Genomic DNA, 20,756 nt, shown 5'->3' on the forward strand with positions numbered 1-20,756 from the left:
TCGTGTAAGCGAGGGCTCGCTTCGTCGATGGCGCCTCGAAAAGACGGGGCCACCAAACACCATCGCTTGCGCTAGCCGGTATCCCGTGCCTTGGGCATGATCGTCGCGCGGCCGGTATTCACCAGCCCCCGATAGGCCAGCAGGGCCAGCACGCCACCCAGGCCGATGGCGATCGCCATGGTGTGGGAGGTGCCGTCGTGGAACTGACCGACCAGGGCGCCGCCCAGGGCGGCGAGGGTCATCTGCAGGAAACCGAACAGCGAGGAGGCCGAGCCGGCGCACTCCGGGTTGGGGGCCAGGGCGCCGGCCATGCTCTGGGGCATGACGATGCCGAAGCCGATCATGTAGAGCACGTGGGGGGCGATCACCGCCCAGGGCGAGTAGACGCCGAGCAGCGACAGGGCCGCCATACTCGCGCCGCTCAGGGCGCAGAGCCGGGTGGCGTGCCGGAGCAGGCGGTCGCGCCCCAGGCGGTGGCTGTAGCGGCCGCTGATCAGGCTGCCGCTGAAGAAGCCGCCGACGATCAGCGTGAAGAGCACGCCGTAGAGTCCTGGCGAGACCCCCATGAACTCGATGAGCACGAAGGAGGAGCCGGAGAGGAAGGCGAACATCCCGGCGAAGGCCGCGGCGTTGGTGAGGGTGTAGCCGACGAAGGCGCGCTGGCCGAGCAGCAGGCGGTAGTTGGCCAGGATGGCGCGGGGGGCGATCGACTGGCGGCGCTCGACGGGCAGGGGCTCGGGCAGCAGCCAGACGAGGATCGCCAGCATCACCACCGCATAGCCGGCCAGCAGCAGGAAGATCGATTGCCAGCCGAAGACCAGCAGCAGCCCGGCCCCCACCACCGGGGCCAGGGCCGGCGCCATGGCCATGGTGCTGGCCATGTAGGAGAGCACCCGGGCGGCCTCCAGGGGGCCATGGATGTCGCGCACCGCGGCGCGCCCCAGTACCGGCCCGGCGGCGCCACCCAGGGCCTGCAGGAAGCGTCCCGCCAGCAGCCACTCGACATCGGGGGCGAAGGCGCACAGCACGCTGGCCAGCAGGAAGAGGGCGAAGCCGGCGATCATCACCGGGCGGCGCCCGAAGCGGTCGGAGAGCGGGCCGCAGAACAGCTGGGCCAGGGCGAAGCCGGCCATGTAGAAGCTCAGGGTCAGCTGGACCCGGTCGGGCCCGGTGCCCAGCGCCTCGGCCATGGCGGGCATGGCCGGCAGGTACATGTCGGTGGCCAGCGGCCCCAGGGCGGTCAGCGCCGCGAGCACCGCCACGGTGGCGGGGGAGGTCAATCTCAGCAACCCGGCTCTCCTTGGGCACGGCGGAGGCCTCGCCGGACCCGGCAGACTGGTGAAGGAACGAGAGACGGGCGCGGCATCCTGATCGGGATGCCGCGCCCACTTTGTTAGCCCGCTTATTATACCTCAGCCGGCGTCGGGCTGCTCGCTCGGGGCGGCCCTCTGGAAAGCCTGCAGTGCCCGGCAGTTGGCGGTGATGCGCCGGATCCGCGGGTAGGGCGAGAGGTCGCACTCGAAGCGTTCGGCGTTGAACACCTGGGGCACCAGGCAGACGTCGGCGAGCGTCGGGGTGTCGCCGTGGCAGTAGTCGCCGCTGCCCGCCTCCCGGGAGAGCATCGCCTCCAGGGCGTCGAAGCCGGTGGCCACCCAGTGGCGGTACCAGGCCTGCTTGGCGTCCTCGTCCAGCTTGAGTTCGTGGACCAGGTACTTGAGCACCCGTAGGTTGTTGAGCGGATGGATCTCGCAGGCCACCTGCTGGGCCAGGGCCCGCACCCGGGCGCGTTCCGCCGGCTCCTGAGGCAGCAGCGCGGGGCTGGGGTGGACTTCCTCCAGGTACTCGCAGATCGCCAGCGACTGGGTCAGCACCGTGCCGTCGTCGGTGACCAGCGCCGGCACCAGCCCCTGGGGGTTGCGGGCGAGATAGGCCTCGCCACGCTGCTCGCCCTTCACCAGGTTGACCGGGATCTGGTCGTAGCCCAGGTCCTTGAGGTTCAGGGCGATGCGCACCCGGTAGGCGGCCGACGAGCGGAAGTAGCCGTAGAGCGTCGTCATATGCCGGTTTCCTTTGCTGGGGATCTCGGGCTCAGTGTGGCTGATATTTCACCACCTGTTGGTCGATGGCGCCGAAGATGCTCTTTCCCTCGCGGTCGAACATCTCGATACGCACCCGGTCGCCGAAGCGCATAAAGGGGGTGCGAACTTGACCATGAAGAATCTGCTCCACCATGCGCACTTCGGCCAGGCAGCTGTAGCCCACGCCGCCCTCGGCCACCGGCTTGCCGGGGCCGCCATCGGCGTCCGGGTTGGAGACGGTGCCGGAACCGACCACGGCGCCGGCGCCCAGGTAGCGGGTCCGGGCGGCATGCGCTACCAGCTGGGGGAAGCCGAAGATCATGTCGGGGCCGGCCTCGGGCTCGCCGAACTTCTCGCCGTTGAGGTGTACGGTGAGCGGCAGGTGGACCCGGCCGTCCTTCCAGGCGTCGCCCAGCTCGTCGGGGGTCACGCAGATCGGCGAGAAGCTGGAGGCGGGCTTGGCCTGGAAGAAGCCGAAGCCCTTGGCCAGCTCGCCGGGGATCAGGCCGCGCAGGCTGACGTCGTTGACCAGCATGAGCAGCTTGATGTGGCCGGCGGCCCGCTCGGGGGTGACGCCCATGGGCACGTCGTCGGTGATCACCGCGATCTCGCCCTCGAAATCGATGCCGTGCTCTTCGCTCACCGCCTCGATGTCGTCGGTGGGGGCGATGAAGCGGTCGCCGCCGCCCTGGTACATCAGCGGATCGGTCCAGAAGGTCTCCGGCATCTCGGCGTTGCGGGCCTGGCGCACCAGCTTGACGTGGTTGAGATAGGCGGAGCCGTCGGCCCAGTTGTAGGTGCGCGGCAGCGGCGAGTGCAGCTTGCCCGGGTCGAGGTCGAAGGCACCCTCGGCCTGGCCGGCGTTGAGGGCGGTATAGCGCTCCTCCAGCTTGGGGTTCAGGGTGTCCCAGTTCTCGATGGCCTGCTGCAGGGTGGCGGCGATGTCGGTGGCGCGCACGGCGCGCTTCAGGTCGCGGGAGACGACGATCAGTTCGCCGTCACGGCCTTGCTTGAGGGTCGCGAGTTTCATCTTGTCTCGATCCTTTCATCAGGGGCGAGGCCCGTTGCGCCTCGCTCGTTAGGTGTTGAAGGTTTCCCGGATCAGGCCTGGTTCGGGTCGAAGTGCGAGCGCAGGGTCGACCAGACATCCACGTAGTCGCGCTGGCGGAAGTCGGTGTCCAGCGCCGCTTCGGTGGGGTGGTAGACGTAGCGGCTCTCGAACATGAACGCGAGGGTGTCACCCAGGTATTGCGGCTCGAGCTCGGCGTTGGAGGCCTTCTCGAAGGTGTCGGCATCCGGGCCGTGGGGCGACATGCAGTTGTGCAGGCTGGCGCCGCCGGGCAGGAAGCCCTCGGCCTTGGCATCGTACTCGCCATGGATCAGGCCCATGAACTCGCTCATCAGGTTGCGATGGAACCAGGGCGGACGGAAGGTGTTCTCGGCCACCATCCAGCGCGGCGGGAACACCACGAAGTCGAGGTTGGCCATCCCCGGGGTGTCCGAGGGCGAGGTCAGCACGGTGAAGATCGACGGGTCCGGGTGGTCGAAGCTCACCGTATTGATGGCGTTGAAGTTGGCCAGGTCGTACTTGTAGGGGGCGTAGTTGCCATGCCAGGCCACCACGTCCAGCGGCGAGTGGTCGAGGCGGGTCTCCCAGAAGCGACCGGAGAACTTGGCCACCAGGGAGAAGTCGCCCTCGAGATCCTCGTAGGTGGCCACCGGGCTCTGGAAGTCGCGCGGGTTGGCCAGGCCGTTGGCACCGATGGGCCCGAGGCCGGGCAGCTCCAGGGGCTGGCCATAGTTCTCGCAGATATAGCCGCGGGCGGCCGGCTCGGCGTCGGCACGCCGCACCTGGAACTTGACGCCGCGGGGGATCGCGGCGATCTCGCCGTTGCCGACTTCCAGCTCGCCGAACTCGGTGCGCAGCCGCAGCGTACCCAGCTGCGGCACGATCAGCAGTTCGCCGTCGGCGTCGTAGAAGAAGCGCTCGGTCATGTCCTGGTTGAAGGCGTAGACGTGCACGCCGCAGCCGGTCTGGGTGCCGGCATCGCCGTTGACGGCGATGGTCAGCAGGCCGTCAATGAAGTCGGTGGGTTCCTCGGGCAGCGGGGCCGGGTCCCAGCGCATCTGGTTGGGGTCGGCGGCGGGCCTGGCCAATGGTGAGGTGTGAACCTGGCGGTTCTCCAGCGGCCGATAGGCGCTCTGCACCACCGAGGGGCGGATGCGATAGAGCCAGCTTCTCAGGTTCTGATGGCGCGGGGCGGTGAAGGCCGAGCCGGTCAGCTGCTCGGCATACAGGCCGTAGGCGCACTTCTGCGGGGAGTTCTGGCCCTGGGGCAGGGCGCCGGACAGGGCCTCGCTCGAGAAGTGGTTACGGAAACCGCTCTGATAGGTCAGTTGCTCAGACATGCCTGTGTCCTCGTTCGATACCATTAGCGTGATGGTGCGGCGTCTACAGGGGGCTGCGATGCCCCTTCCTCGGCGATGGCCATGGCTTCCTCGAGTACTGCCTGGTCGCCGATATGGTTGGCCAGCAGCAGGATCAGCCGGACGTTGATGCGTTCGCTTTCGGCCTCGCTGCGGTCGCGGTGAAGGTCGGTCAGCCTGGCGTAGAAGGCGTCCGGGGCGGTGAAGTTGGGGTTCAGCTCAAGCCGTGGCATGGCGGCCTCCCTCGGTGTCGGGCAGGGAATCGAGTCCGGCGCCCAGGGCGCGGGCCAGGGCGTCGTCGACGGCGTCGGCGGAGACCTCGGCCCAGCGGGCGGTGACGTGCTGGTCGGGGCGGATCAGGTAGCCGGCACCCGCGATGAAGCCGTAGCGCTCGCCGAGCAGGCCCGCGGTGTCTTCGATCACCCGGCTGCGTGGCAGTCGGGTCAGGGCCTCGGGGGCGGGACCCACGATCAGCGGATCCAGGTCGGGGCGGCGTTCGAGCAGCGGAGCCAGCTCGTCGGCCAGGTGGGCAGCCTTGCCGGCGTCCAGGCGACCGTCGAGCAGCAGCACGAAGCGATTGCCCAGTTGGTTGAGTAGCCAGGCGTTCCCTCCGGCCAGCTTCACTGGCGCATCCTTGGCCGGGCTACCGGGGCGCAGTTCGATGGGCAGGCCCTCGGCATCGGGGCCATTGAGCGGCGAGCCGTCGTAGCAGCAAGGCTTCGATAGCCGGCCACTGTTGACCAGGCTGCGGGCGAAGGGATAGCGCTCGGCGAGTTCCAGCACGCTGTCGCGGAACAGCCGGCTGACACGGCTCTTCGGCGTGATGAAGTCGGTAGAACGTGTCGAGTTGCGGATGTTCTCGGCGGCGCCGTGCTGGCGTTCGGTGTCGTAGGTGGCGAGCAGGGCCTCGGGGGCCTGGCCCGTGAGCACCCGGGCCAGTTTCCAGGCCAGGTTCTCCATACTCTGGATGGCGCCGTTGGCACCGCGGGCGCCGAAGGGCGAGACCTGGTGGGCGGCGTCGCCAACGAAGAAGACGCGTTGGTGAATGAAGCTGTCCATCTTGCGACAGCGGAAGGTGTAGACGCTGGCCCACTCGAGCTCGAACTCTACGTCCTCGCCGAGCATCGCCTGGACCCGCGGGCGGATGTTCGCTTCCTTCTTCTCCTCCTCGGGGTCGGCGTCCCAGCCCAGCTGAAAGTCGATGCGCCAGACGTTATCCGGCTGCTTGTGCAGCAGCACCGACTGGTTGGGGTGGAAGGGCGGATCGAACCAGAACCAGCGCTCGGTGGGAAAGTCGGCCTTCATGATCACGTCGGCGATCAAGAAGCGGTCCTGGAAGATCTGGCCCTGACATTCCAGGCCCAGCATGTCGCGGATCCGGCTGTTGGCCCCATCGGCTACCAGTAGGTAGTCGCAGGAGAGACGGTAGTCGCCGTCCTCGGTGGCCACCGTGATCCGGGTGTGTTCCGGCTGGCTGTCCACCGCGGTGACCTTGTGCTTCCAGCGCAGATCGATGTGCGCCTCCAGCTCGTTGGCGCGGTTTACCAGGTATTCCTCGAAGTAGTACTGCTGCAGGTTGATGAAGGCCGGCACCCGGTGGCCCTCCTCCGGCAGCAGGTCGAAGTCGTAGACCTCGCGCTCCTGGAAGAAGACCCGGCCGTGCTGCCAGGTGACGCCCTTGTCGAGCATGGGCTGGGCGGCGCCCAGGCGATCCATGATCTCCAGGGTGCGCTTGGCAAAGCAGATCGCCCGCGAGCCCACGCTGACGGTGTTGTTGTCGTCCAGTACGACGCTGTCGATGCCCTGTTGGGCCAGGTCGATGGCGGTAGCCAGGCCGGTAGGGCCGGCGCCCACGATCACCACCGGGCAGTGGCGCACCTCGTCACGGTCGAGTTCGGGGGGGCGCCGGTATGGGTAGACCGGGTTCTTGTAGGTGGTTGGCATGCAGTGCTCCCGTGATGCCGCTGGAGCCTGGCTCCAGCGGGCTTTCTCGAGTCTCGGGGAGGAGAGGGCTTACTGGTTCTCGACGACGTCCTGCAGCGAGTGCCACATGGCGGTGTCACGTTCGGCGGTCCAGATGCGCGGATCCGGGTACTCGCCGCCCGCCTCGTCGTAGCAACGGGTGATGTCGAAGGGCAGGCAGTGATCGAAGATGACCCAGTGGCCGTATTTCGGCTTGAGGCTGGCGTAGGTCTCGGCGTAGCACTCGGAGAGCGACTTGCCGGCGGCCTTGCCCGCCTTGACGCTCTCGTACATGTCGGCGAGGAAGTCGCGGGTGCCCTGGATGGCCTCCTGGCACTGCTCGGGCGTGGTCAGCGCCTCGCCGCGGCCCGGTACCAGCTTCTGCGGGTCCATGGCCTGCAGGCGGTCCAGGGTGGCGGGCCAGTACTCGTGGTAGGCGTCGCCGGTGTAGGGGGTAGCACCGTACTCCACCAGGTCGCCGGAGAACATCACCTTCTCCTCGGGCAGCCAGACGATGGTGTCGCCCTTGGTGTGGCCGCGGCCCAGGTGGATGATACGCACCTCGCGTTTGCCCATGAACACCGTCAGCTCCTCCTGGAAGACGATGTTCGGCCAGGTCAGGCCGGGGACCGAGTCGACACCCTGGAACAGGCGCGGGAAGCGGCCGACCTCGGAGTCGTAGTCCTGCTGGCCGCGCTCAACGATCAGGTCGTAGGTGTGCTGGCTGGCGTAGATGTTCTCGGCGTCGTAGGCGGAGGCGCCGAGCACGCGAACGGCATGGTAGTGGGTCAGCACCACGTGCTTGATCGGCAGGTCGGTGATCTCGCGGATCCGACGGATCACGTCCTGGGCCATGATCGGGGTGGCCTGGGTGTCGATGACCATCACGCTGTCGTCGCCAATCACCACGCCGGTGTTGGGGTCGCCCTCGGCGGTATAGGCGTAGAGGCCCTCGGCCAGCTTGGTGAAACTGACCTGCTTCTCTTCGGTATCGGCGTGGGACGCAAATTTCTTGCTCATGGGTTGCTCCGTTTATCGGCCGTCCGGGTTGCCCCGGTCGTCATGGGGGGTGTGTTCCGATGTTAGTTTCTATTGAAACTGTATGTCCACCCCCTTCAGCGTGGAATGGCGAGATCCGCCCTTGCGATTTTGATTAAATAGTTGATTTATATGTAGGTATCATGAGGCTTATACTTAAGTTCAGTCCCGTTTTCTCCTTTTTATAGTTGCATTGGATACTATCTGGAGGGCATGGTTGCCGGGCAACGCTGGTTTCCCGTGCAACGAAGTGGCGGGCAAGACCGGTTTCTACATAACAAAGACGGGCGGCATCCCCAGCCGCCGTTTGCCAAGACGGAGTGACGACAAGATGAAGCATGCAACCAAGCTCATGACGGGTATCCTGGCGTCGGCCATGCTGGGTACCCCCGCCCTGGCGCAGACCACCATCAACGTGAGCAGTTGGGGTGGCCCCAATCATGGCATCAACACCATCGTCTGGCCGACCTGGAAGGCCTGGATCGAGGAGGCCACCGACGGGCGCGTGACCCTCCAGGTCACCGAGGATCTGGGGCCGCCCGATGCGCAGATGGCGCTGGTGGCAGACGGCGTCGCCGACGCCAGCTGGATCTTCCATGGGCACATGTCCGGCCGCTTCGAGCTGACCCAGCTCCCGGAGTTCCCCACCTTCGAGGCTTTCTCCTCCGAGGTGGCCTCTGCCGCCTACTGGCGCACCCACCAGGAGTACCTGGCCCAGGCCGGTGAGCACCGCGGCCTGGAGGTCATGGCGGTGGGGGTGCACGGTCCCGGCCAGATCTTCACCGAAGAGCGGGTCGAGTCACTGGATCAACTCGCCGACCGACGTGTGCGTGTCGGTGGCGGGGTCATGGCGGACCTGGCCGACGCCCTGGAAGTCTCCGGCGTGGCGCTGCCGCCCACCGGCGTCTATGAGGCGGCGTCCCAGGGCGTCATCGACGGCGCCATGCTGACCCTCGAGGGGCTGCGCAGCTTCCGCGTGGCCGAGGTGCTCCCCCATACCCTGACCGTGGACGGTGGCTTCTATCGTGGCAGCTTCGCCATCGTCATGAATCCCATGGTCTGGGACCGGGTGTCGCCCGAGGATCGCGAGGCCATCCAGACGGTCTCCGGCGAGCGGCTGTCGCGCCTGTTTGGCTACATGATGGACGTCTCGGATGAGCGCGGCGTCGAGTTCGCCGAGGAGCTGGGCAACACCTTCACCCAGGCCTCCGAGGAGGACATCGCCATGCTGCGCGAGGTCTCCGACGAACTGATCGACCAGTGGGCCGAGGAGGTCGGTTCGGGCGAGCTGGAGCCCAAGGAAGCCCTGCAGTATTTCCGCGATCAGCTCGCCGAAGCGGCCAAGGAAGAGAGCATCGCCGCCGACGTCGATGCGTCGTAAGGACCCACAACCCGAGGCCTAATCATGCAGACCCCAACGACATCCTGGTCGCGTCTCGGTCGGGTCCTGCAGCTCACGCTGGAGGGGGTGGCGGGCGCCACCCTCTTCGCCTTGATGCTGCTGACCACCGCCGACGTGACCGGCCGTTTCTTCTTCAATTCGCCGATCCTCGGCAGCGTGGAGCTGACCCAACTGATGCTGGCGGCGGTAGTGTTCCTGTCGCTGCCGGTGGTGTGCTGGCGCGAGGAGCATGTCAGCGTCGATCTGCTCGATGCGATCTTCCCCAAGCGCCTAGTCTGGGTGCGCCAGTTATTGGTCAACCTGATCGTGACCGCGGCTCTTTGGGTAATGGCCGGCCGCGTCTGGGGGCTCGGTGTACGCGCCTTCGAATGGGGGGACGTGACCGAGTTTCTGCGCATTCCCGTTGGTTACCTGATCTACCTGATCGCCGTCATGCTGGGACTTTCGGCGCTGCTGACGCTGGGGCGTGCCCTGGGGTATCTGCTCGAGGGCGTCGGCATGGTCAAGCGGGGCGGGCCGCTGAGCCCGGGAGGTGAAGCATGATCGAGTCGATCTACGGTTTCGCCGCCCTGCTGCTGCTGGCCTTCCTGCGGGTGCCGCTGGCCTTCGCCATGGGCATCGTCGGCTTCGTGGGGTTCTACTACCTGACCGGCAACTGGAATGCCGCCGAATCCATGGCCGCGCGCCGGGTGGTGGACACCGCCATGGACTACGGCCTGTCGGTGATCCCGCTGTTCATCCTGATGGGCAACTTCGTCTCCCATGCCGGCCTGTCGGACGCCTTGTTTCGGGCCTCCAACGGCTTCCTGGGCCACCGCAAGGGCGGCCAGGCGATGGCCACCATCGTCGCCTGCGGCGGCTTCAGCGCCATCTGTGGCTCCAGCCTCGCCACCGCCGCGACCATGGGGCGGGTGGCCATGCCGCAGATGCGCAAGTACGGCTACAAGGATACCCTTTCCTCGGCGTCGATCGCCGCCGGCGGCACCCTGGGCATCCTGATTCCGCCGAGCGTGATGCTGGTGATCTACGGCATCCTCACCGAGACCAGCATTCGCGAGCTGTTCGCGGCGGGCTTCATTCCCGGCATGCTGGGCATCGTGTTCTACCTGGTGGCAGTGAAGTGGGTATTGTGGCGCGATCCGGACGCCGGGCCGGCGGGCGAGAAGGTGCCCTGGGCGGAACGCCTCGCCGCGCTGAAGAGCGTGGGCAGCACCTTGGCGCTGTTCGTGCTGGTGATCGGCGGCATCTACCTTGGGGTGTTCACGCCCACCGAGGCGGCTGGCATTGGCGCCATGGGGGCCTTCGTGATCGCCCTGCTGCGTCGCTCGCTGAGCCCGCGGGTGCTGATGAACGTGTTGATGGACACGGTACGTACCACGGCGATGCTGTTCGCGGTGGTGATCACGGCGCTGATCTTCGCCAACTTCATCAACCGGGCAGGGCTGCCCAACGACCTGCTGGCCTTTGTCAGCGGCCTCGAGGTGGCGCCCTTCGTGGTGATCCTGGTGATCCTGGCGATCTACGTGCTGCTGGGCTGCGTGTTCGAGAGCATGTCGATGCTGCTGCTGACGGTGCCGGTGTTCTTCCCGGTCGTCGCGGGGCTGGGCTACGACCTGGTGTGGTTCGGCATCCTGGTGGTGATCGTGATCGAGATCAGCCTGATCACGCCGCCGGTGGGCATGAACGTCTTCGTGCTGCGGGCGGTGCTGCCGGACGTGACCACGGGCACCATCTTCCGCGGGGTGACGCCGTTCTGGGTGGCGGGCACCGCAAGGGCCCTGCTGGTCCTGGTGTTCCCGGGTGTCGTACTCTTCCTGCCAGAACTGCTCTACTAAGGGGACTCCATGGATACGTTGGAACGGGCACAAGCGCCAGGCGAGTCTGCCGCCGGGAGGGGAGATGCGCCCAAGCCGGAACTGGATCTCAACCAGTTCCTGCCCTACCGCCTGAACAAGCTGGCCGATCGCATCAGCGACGAGCTGGAACGCATGTATTCGCAGCGCTACGGCCTCAACGTGGCGCAGTGGCGGGTACTGGCCTGGCTCAGCCACTGCGATGACCTGACCGCCAAGAAGATCTGCGGCTACACCAACATGGACAAGGCCCGGGTGTCCCGGGCGATCCAGGCCCTGGAGGACCGCGGCCTGATCTCGCGGACGCCCTCTCCCCAGGATCAGCGCGTGCATGACCTGCACCTGACTCGCGAAGGGAGGCGTCTGCTCGAGGCGTTGATCCCGGATGCGCAGGACTGGGAGGCCGAGCTGGTGGCCACCCTGAGCGTGGGGGAGTATCGCGACCTGCTCAATGCCATGAGCAAGCTGGAGCGCCAGCTCGAGCGGATCGGCTGACGTCGTGTCGTTCGCCTGAGCGAGGCGCTGCCCGGCTGTGGGCGGGCAGCGGAGTGGACTCTACCAGGCCGCCGGGATGCGCCCGCCCAGCAGGGCGGTGATCTCGGCGGCGGTGTCGCGCACCAGCGCGCCCAGTTCCAGCAGGCGGGTCTCGGGGATGCGCGCCACGGGGCCGGAGACCGAGATGGCGGCCAGCGGGATGCCGTGCTCGTCGTGGATGCAGGCGGCCACGCAGTGCAGGCCGATGGCGTGCTCCTCGCGGTCGCAGGCGAAACCCTGGCGGCGGATCTCGGCCAGGCTCTCGCGCAGCGTCTCGGAGGTGTGCAGGGTGTTCTCGGTGACCCTCGACAGGCCCCGTTCGGCGAGGATGCGCTCCAGCTCGTCGTCGGGCAGCCAGGCCATCAGCGCCTTGCCCACGCCCGAGGCGTGCAGCGGCGCCCGCGAGCCCAGGCGGGTGATCATGCGCATCATCTGCGGCGACTCGCTCTGGGCCAGGAATACCGCCGTGCCGCCGTCACGGATGCCCAGGTTGGCGGTCTCGCCGGTCTGGGCGGTGAGGCGGCGCAGGAAGGGGCGGCTGGTACCCACGAAGTCGCGGGCCTCGAGGAAGCTGTTGCCGATGCGGAAGGTCTTGACGTCGATCTTCCACACGCCGAGTTCGGTGTCCTGGGTGACGAAGCCCTGGCTCTGCAGCGCCTGCAGCAGGCGGTGGGTAGTGGAGGGGGCCAGGTCGGCCTGCTCGGCCAACTCGGAGAGCGCCAGGCCCCCCGGGCTGGCCGCCAGGCGCTCCAGCAGGTTGAGGCCGCGTACCAGCGACTGGCTATGGCCGCTGGTGGCCTTGCCCGATCCCGCGGGACGACCCGCCGTCCTGCGCTTGACTTCACTCACCTGTGACTCCTTCTGCCTGGCACTTTTCGTCACAGGATACCCTGTCGTGCGTTGACTGTCGCGTATGCGGAAATGGATTCCACGCCTTCGGTGACCCGGCGCTCCGGCCGTGTCGGCGTCATGGCCGGAAGGGCACGGCCCCCCGTCGGAGGCCGTGGCAGGGGTCAGACATCGCTGCGGAACACCCGGTCCTGGCGGGGCAGGATCAGGTTGAGGACGATGGCGCAGAGGGCGCCGGGGATCAGGCCCGATTCGATGATCGCCTGGACGTTCTCGGAGTACTCGGCGTAGAGCCCTTCCTGGGCGGGCAGGCCGATGGCGGCGGCCAGGGACATGGCGATGATCAGCATGTTGCGCTTGTTGAAGTCGATGCCGCTGAGCATCTTGATGCCGGCACTGGCGATCATGCCGAACATGATCAGCACCGCGCCGCCCAGCACCGAGTTGGGGATGCTGGAGACCAGGCCGCCGAGCTTGGGTAGCAGGCCGGCGATGACCAGGAAGGCGCCGCCGATGGCCACCACGTAGCGGCTGACCACGCCGGTGAGGGCCACGATGCCGACGTTCTGGCTGAAGCTGATCTGCGGGTAGGCGTTGAAGATGGCGGCGAAGACGCTGGCCAGGCCGTCGGCCATGACGCCCCCGGAGAGCTCCTTCTGGGTGGGTTCGCGGTTCACCCCGCCGGCGGTGGTGCCGACGATGTCGCCGATCGACTCGGCGCAGGTCACCACGGCCAGCAGCACCACCGGCAGGATCGCCGCCAGGTGGAACTCCAGGCCGATGGCGAAGGGGATCGGCAGGGCGAACCAGTCGGCGGAGCCGATGGAGGAGAAGTCCACGTAGCCGAAGGCCACCGCGGCGGCGAAACCGGCGGCCAGGCCGGCGAGCGGCGAGATCTCCGACCAGATGCCGCGGCCGAACTGGTGCAGGCCGACGGTGACCACCAGCACCAGGCCGGCCAGCAGCAGGTGATGCAGGGAACCGAAGTCCTCGGCACCGAAGCCGCCCCCCGCATAGGCGAAGCCGACCGGCATCAGCAGGGTGCCGATCATGATCACGAAGGTCCCGGTCACCACCGGCGGGAAGAGGAAGCGGACCCAGGGCAGGAAGAGCCCCACCAGGGCCATGGCCACGCCACCGCACAGGGCCGCGCCCAGGGCGGCGGGGATGCCCATGCCCACGGCGATGGGGATCAGCACCGGCACGAAGCCGAAGCTGGTGCCCATGACGATGGGCAGTCGGGCGCCGATCGGCCCGATCCCCAGCGACTGCACCAGGGTGGCGACCCCGGCGACGAACATCGCCGCCTGGATCATCAGCGTGGTCTGCTCCTCCGACAGGCCGGCGGCACCGGCGATGATGATGGGCACCGTGACGTTGCTGACGAACATGGCCAGTACGTGCTGGATGCCCAGCGGGATGGCGCGGCCGAGCGGCGGCATCGCGTTGACGTCCTGGGTGCTGCGCACCCCGGGCTGGTCGGCCTTGGCGGCTTCGGGAGTCGACATGGAACCTCTCCTGTTGTCGTTGTGGGGAGTGGGGTTGGTCCAGCGGTTTGCCCTTAGAGGGCGCGGCGCAGTTCGGCGGCCGCGGCGTCGTGGCGGGCCAGCAGGGCCGCCAGGTCGAGGCCCACCGGCTGGCCGTCGCTGACGCGCCATTCGCCGGCCACCATGACCCGGTCGGCGCGGTGCGCGCCGCACAGCAGCAGCGCCGCCACCGGGTTCTCGGCGCCGGAGAAACGCGCCTCGTCGAGGGTGAACAGGGCCAGGTCGGCCTGCCGGCCCGGCGCCAGGCGGCCGATGTCATCGCGGCCCAGGCAGCGGGCCGAGCCGGCCGTCGCCCAGCGGATCACGTCGTCATGGGTGACCCGGCTGGGGGAGTAGCGCAGCCGCCCCAGCAGCAGCGCCTGACGCATCTCCTTGGCGAGGTTGGAGTGATCGTTGGAGGCCGAGCCATCCACCGCCAGCCCCACCGGGCAGCCGGCGGCCTCCAGCTCCAGGGTGCGGCACATGCCGGAGCCGAGCACCATGTTGGAGGAGGGGCAGTGGGCGATGCCGGTGCCGGCCGCGCCGAGCCGGGCCACCTCCTCGTCGTCGAAGTGGATGCCGTGGGCCAGCCAGGTGCGATCGGAGAGCCAGCCGGTGGCCTCCAGGTAGTCCAGCGGGCGCATGCCGAACAGCTTGAGGCAGTAGTTCGTCTCGTCCTCGGTCTCGGCGAGGTGGGTATGCAGGCGGACGTCGCGCGCCTCGGCCAGGCGGGCGCTCTCCTGCATCAGCTCGCGGCTGACCGAGAAGGGCGAGCAGGGGGCCAGCGCGATGGAGACCATGGCGCCCTCGCCGCGCTGGTGATAGGCGTCGATGAGGCGGGCGCTCTCGTCGAGGATGGTGGTCTCGTCCTGCACCACCGACTGGGGCGGCAGGCCGCCGTCGTCGCGTCCCACGCTCATCGAGCCGCGGGTCAGGGCGGCGCGCACACCCAGGCGGCGGGCGGTGTCCACCTGGACGTCGATGGCGTTGGCCAGGGCGCCGGAGAAGACGTAGTGGTGATCGGCCACCGTGGTGCAGCCGGACATCAACAGCTCCACCATGGCCAGCTCGCTGGCCAGCGCCAGCTGCTCCTCGGTGAGGTTGGCCCAGACCTCGTAGAGGGTGGTCAGCCAGGGAAAGAGTTCCTTGTTCAGGGCCGGGGAGTAGGCCCGGGTCAGGGTCTGGTAGAAGTGGTGATGGGTATTGACCAGGCCCGGCAGCAGCACATGGCGCGAGGCGTCGAAGACGCTGTCCACCGGCATGGCGGGGGACCCGCCGTCGGGCACCGCCTCCAGGATGCGATCTCCCTGGACCACGACGCCGCCGGCGGCGTCCGGGTCGCTGCAGGCGAGCGGCCGGCGGATCCACAGGGTCTGGATAGGCTGGGGCATGTTGTCCTCCTGTCGGCCGACGAGCGGCCTCTGAATGGACAAAGGGTTACCCAAGTCTGGCCGAGGGCGTTGCCTTGGTTCAGGTGCCTTTGCGCTGGTGTGTACTCTGCATTGAACAATTGAAAGCACTTTGTGTGTACAAAATGCGCGGAGGCTACAGAACTGTCAAGCGTCACCATCCTGGATCGGTGCGGACGAAGGGCGAACGCCCCAACGAAAACCGCCGCGTCGAGACGACGCGGCGGTGTGGGCAACGGAGGCGGGACGGGATCAGGCGCCCTGGCCGGCCTCGGAATAGAGCACCCGCACCTTGAGGGTATGCGCCACCTGGCGCAGGGCGTCCAGGGCCTGGGGACCATAGGCTTTGTCCACGTCGATCACCACGTAGCCGACCTTCTCGTTGGTCTGCAGGTACTGGCCGGCGATGTTGATGCCGTTCTCGGAGAGCACCCGGTTGATCTCGGACAGCACGCCCGGCACGTTGTCGTGGATATGCAGCAGGCGATGCTTGCCCGGGTGGGACGGCAGGGCCACCTCGGGGAAGTTGACCGAGGTGACGGTGGTGCCGTTGTCGGAATAGGTGACCAGCTTCTCGGAGACCTCGATGCCGATGTTCTCCTGGGCCTCCAGGGTGGAGCCGCCGATGTGCGGAGTGAGGATGACGTTGTGCAGGCCGCGCAGGGGGCTCTCGAACTCATCGTCGTTGCCCTTGGGCTCCACCGGGAAGACGTCCACGGCGGCGCCGCTGAGGCGGCCCTCGCGGATCGCCTCGGCCAGGGCCTCGATCACCACCACGCTGCCGCGGGAGGCGTTGATCAGGATGCTGCCCGGCTTCATCTGGGCGATCTGCTCGGCGCCGATCATCCACTTGGTGGAGGCCAGCTCGGGCACGTGCAGGCTGACCACGTCGGCGCGGGCCAGCAGCTCCTCGAGGCTCGCCACCTGGCGGGCGTTGCCCATGCCCAGCTTGGTGATGACGTCGTAGTAGATGACATCGAAGCCCAGCGATTCGGCGAGCACCGAGAGCTGGGAGCCGATGCTGCCGTAGCCGACGATGCCGAGCGTCTTGCCGCGCGCCTCGTGGGACTTCCTGGCGCTCTTCAGCCAGCCGCCCTCATGGGCGCGGGCGTTCTTCTCGGGGATGCCGCGCAGCAGCATGATCGCCTCGGCCAGCACCAGCTCGGCCACCGAGCGGGTGTTGGAATAGGGGGCGTTGAATACCGGGATGCCGCGGATCAGGGCGGCGCCCAGGTCGACCTGGTTGGTACCGATGCAGAAGCAGCCCACGGCCACCAGCTTCTCGGCGGCGGCGAATACCCGCTCGTTGAGCTGGGTGCGCGAGCGGATGCCGATGAAGTGGACATCGCGGATCTTCTCGATCAGCGATGCCTCGTCCAGCGAGGTGGGCAGGTGCTCGATGTTGGAGTACCCGGCATTGCGCAGATTGTCCACCGCGCTCTGGTGGATGCCCTCGAGCAGCAGGATCTTGATCTTGCTCTTGTCCAGGGACGTCTTGGCCATGGTCGAATCAACCCCTTCCGGCGCGAGCCGCATGCAGTGTCGTGTTGAGTAGATGAGAGGGCGCCATGGTAGCACAGCCAGCGAATGAGCCAGGATGAAAAAGCTGCGCTGCCACATGAACCGCATGCAAGTTGCCGGGGGCGGGCCCGGGGCAGACGACCCCCGGGGTGGAGCGTGTATACTGTCGCCTTTCAGGATGCCGGATGGTGCGGCGAGGAGACCCATGGCAGAGCGCAACGACAAGCCGGACGACGAGGCGGCGCCCCCCGCGGATTTCGCCGCCACCGTCGAGCGGCTGGAGGGCCTGGTGGCCCGGCTCGAGGCCGGCGAGCTGTCGCTGGAGGAGGCCCTGGCCGCCTTCGAGGAGGGCGTGCGCCTGACCCGCGATGCCCAGCGCCGGCTCGACGAGGCGGAGCTGCGGGTGCGCACCCTCACCGAGGGCCCCGAGGGCGTGGAGCTCGAGCCCTTCGCCCCACCGACGGAGGACGACGGTGAACGCTGAGGCCCTGACGGCCGCGCTGGCCGCGGATCGCGCGCGGGTCGATGCCCGCCTGGAGGCGCTGTTCGCCGGGCGTCGGGCGCCCTCGCCGCGCCTCGAGGCGGCCATGCGCCACGGCGTGCTGGTGGGCGGCAAGCGGCTGCGCCCGCTGCTGGTGTATGCCGCCGGTCGCGCCCTGGGTGCCACCGATGCGGCCCTGGACACCCCGGCCATGGCCATCGAGCTGATCCACGCCTACTCCCTGGTCCACGACGACTTGCCGGCCATGGACGACGACGACCTGCGTCGCGGCCAGCCCACGGTGCACCGGGCCTATGACGAGGCCACGGCGATACTCGCCGGCGACGCCCTCCAGGCGCTGGCCTTCGAAATGATCGCCCGCTCGGGGCACCCGCGTCTGGCGGCGATGATCGGCAGCCTCGCCGAGGCCGCCGGCCGCGACGGCATGGTGGGTGGCCAGGCGCTGGATCTCGCCGCCGTGGGCGGCCATCCCGACGCCGAGGCGCTGGCCACCATGCACGCCCACAAGACCGGCGCACTGATCCGCGCCGCCGTGCGTCTCGGCGGGCTCACCGCGGTGGCCGAGGACGACCCGCGCCTCGCCGCCCTGGACGCATACGCCCGGGCCATCGGCCTGGCCTTCCAGATCCACGACGACGTGCTCGACGTGACCGGCGACACCGCCACCCTGGGCAAGGCCTCGGGGGCCGACGCCGCGCGGGACAAGCCCACCTACCCCAGCCTGCTGGGGCTGGCGGGCGCCCGCGACCGTGCCGCCGCGCTGGTCGAGGAGGCCGTGGCCGCCCTGGCGCCGCTCGGCGCGCCCGGCGCGCCCCTGGGGGCCCTGGCCCGCTACATGATCGAGCGTGACCACTGACACGACAGATGCCCACATGAAGCTGTTCGATGACATTCCCGTCGAGCGCCCGGCCACGCCGCTGCTCGACACCCTGGACACCCCGGCCGCGCTGCGCGCCATGTCCACCTCGCAGTTGCTGCAGGTGGCCGACGAGCTGCGCGCCTACCTGCTCTACAGCGTGGGCGTCTCCGGGGGCCACTTCGGGGCCGGCCTGGGCGTGGTGGAGCTCACCGTGGCGCTGCACCAGGCGCTGGAGACGCCCCACGACCGCCTGGTGTGGGACGTTGGCCACCAGGCCTATCCCCACAAGATCCTCACCGGGCGCCGCGAGGCGATGCCGGGCATCCGCCACTACGGCGGCCTGGCCGCCTTTCCGCGGCGTGCCGAGTCCGAGTACGATACCTTCGGCGTGGGCCACTCCAGTACCTCCCTCTCGGCGGCCCTGGGCATGGCCCTGGCCGCCCGCATGCGCGGCGAGAAGCGGCGGGTCTGTGCGGTCATCGGCGACGGCGCCCTGACCGCCGGCATGGCCTTCGAGGCCCTGGCCCATGCCGGCCACGTGGACGCCAACCTGCTGGTGGTGCTCAACGACAACGAGATGTCGATCTCCGAGAACGTCGGCGGCATCGCCAGCTACCTGGCGCGCATCCTGACCAGCAAGCCCTACACCACCATGCGCGAGGGCGGCAAGAAGGTGCTCTCCCACCTGCCCGGCGCCCTGGAGCTGGCGCGGCGCACCGAGGAGCACATGAAGGGCATGGTCAGCCCGGCCACCCTCTTCGAGGAGATGGGCTTCAACTACATCGGGCCCATCGACGGCCACGACCTGCCGCTGCTGCTGCAGACCCTGCGCAACATGCGCGACCTCGAGGGGCCCCAGTTCCTGCACGTCAAGACCTGCAAGGGCAAGGGCTTCCTGCCCGCCGAGGCCGACCCCATCGGCTACCACGCCATCACCAAGCTGGAGAAGAACGACGAGGCGCCGCTGGCCCCGGTGGCGCCGGCGCCCGTCGCCAAGAAGAAGAACGATCAATTGCGCCCGAAGCCGCGCAAGTACTGCAACGTCTTCGGCGACTGGCTGTGCGACATGGCCGCCGTCGACGAACGCCTGGTGGGGATCACCCCGGCCATGCGCGAGGGCTCCGACCTGGTGCGTTTCTCCCAGGAGTATCCGGAGCGCTACTACGACGTGGCCATCGCCGAACAGCATGCCCTGACCCTGGCCGCGGGCCTGGCCTGCGAGGCCATGAAGCCGGTGGTGGCCATCTACTCCACCTTCCTGCAGCGCGGTTACGACCAGCTGATCCACGACGTGGCGGTGCAGGAGCTGGACGTCACCTTCGCCATCGATCGTGCCGGCCTGGTGGGCGAGGACGGGCCCACCCACCACGGCGCCCTGGACCTCGCCTACCTGCGCTGCGTGCCGGGCATGGTGGTGCTGGCGCCGGCCGACGAGGCGGAGTGCCGGGCCATGCTCAGCGCCGCCTACCACCATCCCGGCCCGGCGGCGGTGCGCTACCCGCGGGGGACCGGGCCCGGCGTCGAGATCCCCGATCACCTGGAGCCCATCGCCATCGGCCAGGCCGAAGCGCGTCGCCAGGGCGGCACCGAGGCGGGCCGGCGCGTCGCCCTGCTGGCCTTCGGTAGCCTCAATGGCCCGGCGGGCGAGGTGGCCGAGCGGCTGGATGCCACCCACCTCAACATGCGCTCGGTGAAGCCCCTGGACCGCAAGGCGATCCTGGCGGCCGCCGCCGACCACGACCTGCTGGTCACCCTGGAGGAGAACGTGGTGGCCGGCGGCGCCGGCGGCGCCGTCGATGAGCTGCTGGCCGCCGAGGGCGTGGCGGTCCGGGTCCTCAACCTGGGCCTGCCCGACGCCTTCGTGGAGCACGGCAAGCCCGCCGAACTGCTGACCGAGTGCGGCCTGGACGCCGACGGCATCGAGGCCTCCATTCGTGCCCGGCTCGCGGCCGATGACGTTTCCATGCGCTACGGGAAGACTTCATGTTGATCGTCGTACTGATCGGTGCCTTCCTCGGCTTCCTGGCCGGTGGGCCCCTGGGGCTGCTGGTCGGCGGCGGGCTCGGTTACTGGCTCGCCGCGCGCCTGCGCCGCAGCATGCTGGGGCGGCTGGCCGCGTCGCAGTCTCAGTTCCTCGAATCGACCTTCGCGATCATGGGCTGCATGTGCAAGGCCGATGGCCAGGTCACCGAGGAGGAACTGGAGGCCTCGCGCCAGTTGTGGGATCGCCTGCGGCTGAACGAGGCCCAGCGCGCCAAGGCGCGGGCCGACTTCACTCGCGGCAAGGCAGCGGACTTCGACCTGGAGGCGGAGCTGGCCCGGGTGCGCCGGATCGTGGGTAACCAGCCCGCCCTGCGCCAGGTGTTCCTGCAGGTCCAGCTGGCGGCGATCGCCGCGGATGGGCGGCTGCATCCCGCCGAGCACGACATGCTGATGCGCGTGGTGCGCGGGCTGGGCTGCTCCGAGGCGGAGATTGCCCAGATCGAGGCCATGCTGCGCGGCGCCTCCGAGGCGCCGGGCGAGCAGGGGCCCTCCCTCGAGGATGCCTACCGGGTGCTGGGGGTCGAAGAGGACGCCAGCGATGCCGAGCTCAAGCGCGCCTATCGCCGCCTGATGAGCCAGAACCATCCCGACAAGCTCGCCGCCAAGGGCCTGCCCGAGAGCATGCGCGAAGTCGCCCAAGAGCGCACCAGCGAGATCGGCAACGCCTACGAGCGCATCCGCCGGGCAAGGGCCGCCGCCTGAGTCTGGCTATCCAGTCCGATGGCTCGGCGGTTGCCGGGGACAGCGCAAGAC

The 20,756-nt window shown here is 68.5% G+C and carries 19 protein-coding genes; 8 read left to right on the forward strand and 11 right to left on the reverse strand.

Annotated features, from left to right (window positions below; genetic code table 11):
* Positions 1-71 precede the first annotated feature (71 nt).
* From QWY80_RS15660 to QWY80_RS15690, 7 genes are all read right to left on the reverse strand, one after another.
* Positions 72-1,289, reverse strand: a complete 1,218-nt coding sequence (locus QWY80_RS15660) for a multidrug effflux MFS transporter (protein WP_290233436.1) — start codon at positions 1,287-1,289, stop codon at positions 72-74.
* A gap of 123 nt (positions 1,290-1,412) precedes the next feature.
* The gene (gene maiA / locus QWY80_RS15665; RefSeq protein ID WP_290233439.1) at positions 1,413-2,057 is read right to left on the reverse strand and encodes a maleylacetoacetate isomerase; all 645 of its coding nucleotides are present in this window, start codon (positions 2,055-2,057) and stop codon (positions 1,413-1,415) included.
* A gap of 31 nt (positions 2,058-2,088) precedes the next feature.
* On the reverse strand, positions 2,089-3,108 hold the full coding sequence (locus QWY80_RS15670; RefSeq protein ID WP_290233442.1) for a fumarylacetoacetate hydrolase family protein: 1,020 nt from the start codon (positions 3,106-3,108) through the stop codon (positions 2,089-2,091).
* Positions 3,109-3,179: 71 nt separating this feature from the next.
* Entirely contained in the window at positions 3,180-4,487 is a 1,308-nt protein-coding gene (gene hmgA, locus QWY80_RS15675) for a homogentisate 1,2-dioxygenase (RefSeq protein WP_290233446.1), read from the reverse strand.
* Positions 4,488-4,510: 23 nt separating this feature from the next.
* On the reverse strand, positions 4,511-4,738 hold the full coding sequence (locus QWY80_RS15680) for a DUF2783 domain-containing protein (protein ID WP_290233450.1): 228 nt from the start codon (positions 4,736-4,738) through the stop codon (positions 4,511-4,513).
* Entirely contained in the window at positions 4,725-6,449 is a 1,725-nt protein-coding gene (locus QWY80_RS15685) for an FAD-dependent oxidoreductase (RefSeq protein ID WP_290233453.1), read from the reverse strand. The genes QWY80_RS15680 and QWY80_RS15685 overlap by 14 nt, the downstream gene beginning before the upstream one ends.
* A gap of 69 nt (positions 6,450-6,518) precedes the next feature.
* The gene (locus QWY80_RS15690; protein WP_290233456.1) at positions 6,519-7,487 is read right to left on the reverse strand and encodes an MBL fold metallo-hydrolase; all 969 of its coding nucleotides are present in this window, start codon (positions 7,485-7,487) and stop codon (positions 6,519-6,521) included.
* 349 nt (positions 7,488-7,836) lie between these two features.
* On the opposite strand from QWY80_RS15690, the gene QWY80_RS15695 reads away from it, so the two are divergent.
* Genes QWY80_RS15695 through QWY80_RS15710 form a run of 4 tightly spaced genes read left to right on the forward strand, consistent with a single transcriptional unit; the run spans position 7,837 to position 11,255 of the window.
* Positions 7,837-8,886 (forward strand): TRAP transporter substrate-binding protein, encoded by a 1,050-nt coding sequence (locus QWY80_RS15695; protein ID WP_290233459.1) that lies wholly within the window; start codon positions 7,837-7,839, stop codon positions 8,884-8,886.
* A gap of 24 nt (positions 8,887-8,910) precedes the next feature.
* Positions 8,911-9,450, forward strand: a complete 540-nt coding sequence (locus tag QWY80_RS15700; protein WP_290233461.1) for a TRAP transporter small permease — start codon at positions 8,911-8,913, stop codon at positions 9,448-9,450.
* Positions 9,447-10,742: a TRAP transporter large permease gene (locus QWY80_RS15705; RefSeq protein ID WP_290233464.1), complete on the forward strand. Its 1,296-nt coding sequence runs from the start codon at positions 9,447-9,449 to the stop codon at positions 10,740-10,742. Before QWY80_RS15700 ends, QWY80_RS15705 begins: the two co-directional genes overlap by 4 nt.
* A gap of 9 nt (positions 10,743-10,751) precedes the next feature.
* Positions 10,752-11,255, forward strand: a complete 504-nt coding sequence (locus QWY80_RS15710; protein WP_290233467.1) for a MarR family winged helix-turn-helix transcriptional regulator — start codon at positions 10,752-10,754, stop codon at positions 11,253-11,255.
* Between the two features lie 60 nt (positions 11,256-11,315).
* Here QWY80_RS15710 and QWY80_RS15715 read toward each other — a convergent pair whose 3' ends face one another.
* The 4 genes from QWY80_RS15715 to serA form a co-directional block, all read right to left on the reverse strand.
* Positions 11,316-12,143 (reverse strand): IclR family transcriptional regulator, encoded by an 828-nt coding sequence (locus QWY80_RS15715; RefSeq protein WP_290233470.1) that lies wholly within the window; start codon positions 12,141-12,143, stop codon positions 11,316-11,318.
* 164 nt (positions 12,144-12,307) lie between these two features.
* On the reverse strand, positions 12,308-13,651 hold the full coding sequence (locus tag QWY80_RS15720) for a uracil-xanthine permease family protein (RefSeq protein WP_290233473.1): 1,344 nt from the start codon (positions 13,649-13,651) through the stop codon (positions 12,308-12,310).
* Between the two features lie 53 nt (positions 13,652-13,704).
* Positions 13,705-15,060 carry an 8-oxoguanine deaminase gene (locus QWY80_RS15725; protein ID WP_290233475.1) on the reverse strand — a complete coding sequence of 452 codons (1,356 nt, stop codon included), beginning with the start codon at positions 15,058-15,060 and terminating at the stop codon, positions 13,705-13,707.
* Between the two features lie 270 nt (positions 15,061-15,330).
* The gene (gene serA, locus QWY80_RS15730) at positions 15,331-16,581 is read right to left on the reverse strand and encodes a phosphoglycerate dehydrogenase (RefSeq protein ID WP_290233478.1); all 1,251 of its coding nucleotides are present in this window, start codon (positions 16,579-16,581) and stop codon (positions 15,331-15,333) included.
* Positions 16,582-16,804: 223 nt separating this feature from the next.
* Here serA and QWY80_RS15735 point away from each other — a divergent pair, with 223 nt between their 5' ends.
* From QWY80_RS15735 to djlA, 4 genes are read left to right on the forward strand one after another with little or no spacing between them, the layout of a single operon-like run.
* Positions 16,805-17,083 (forward strand): exodeoxyribonuclease VII small subunit, encoded by a 279-nt coding sequence (locus QWY80_RS15735; RefSeq protein WP_290233480.1) that lies wholly within the window; start codon positions 16,805-16,807, stop codon positions 17,081-17,083.
* Positions 17,073-17,957 carry a farnesyl diphosphate synthase gene (locus QWY80_RS15740; RefSeq protein ID WP_290233483.1) on the forward strand — a complete coding sequence of 295 codons (885 nt, stop codon included), beginning with the start codon at positions 17,073-17,075 and terminating at the stop codon, positions 17,955-17,957. Before QWY80_RS15735 ends, QWY80_RS15740 begins: the two co-directional genes overlap by 11 nt.
* 16 nt (positions 17,958-17,973) lie before the next feature.
* On the forward strand, positions 17,974-19,950 hold the full coding sequence (gene dxs / locus QWY80_RS15745) for a 1-deoxy-D-xylulose-5-phosphate synthase (protein WP_290233485.1): 1,977 nt from the start codon (positions 17,974-17,976) through the stop codon (positions 19,948-19,950).
* Positions 19,944-20,705, forward strand: a complete 762-nt coding sequence (gene djlA, locus QWY80_RS15750) for a co-chaperone DjlA (protein WP_290233487.1) — start codon at positions 19,944-19,946, stop codon at positions 20,703-20,705. Before dxs ends, djlA begins: the two co-directional genes overlap by 7 nt.
* Positions 20,706-20,756: the final 51 nt, after the last annotated feature.

Origin of the sequence: Halomonas ramblicola (assembly GCF_030409215.1) — a bacterium.
GTDB lineage: Bacteria > Pseudomonadota > Gammaproteobacteria > Pseudomonadales > Halomonadaceae > Halomonas > Halomonas ramblicola.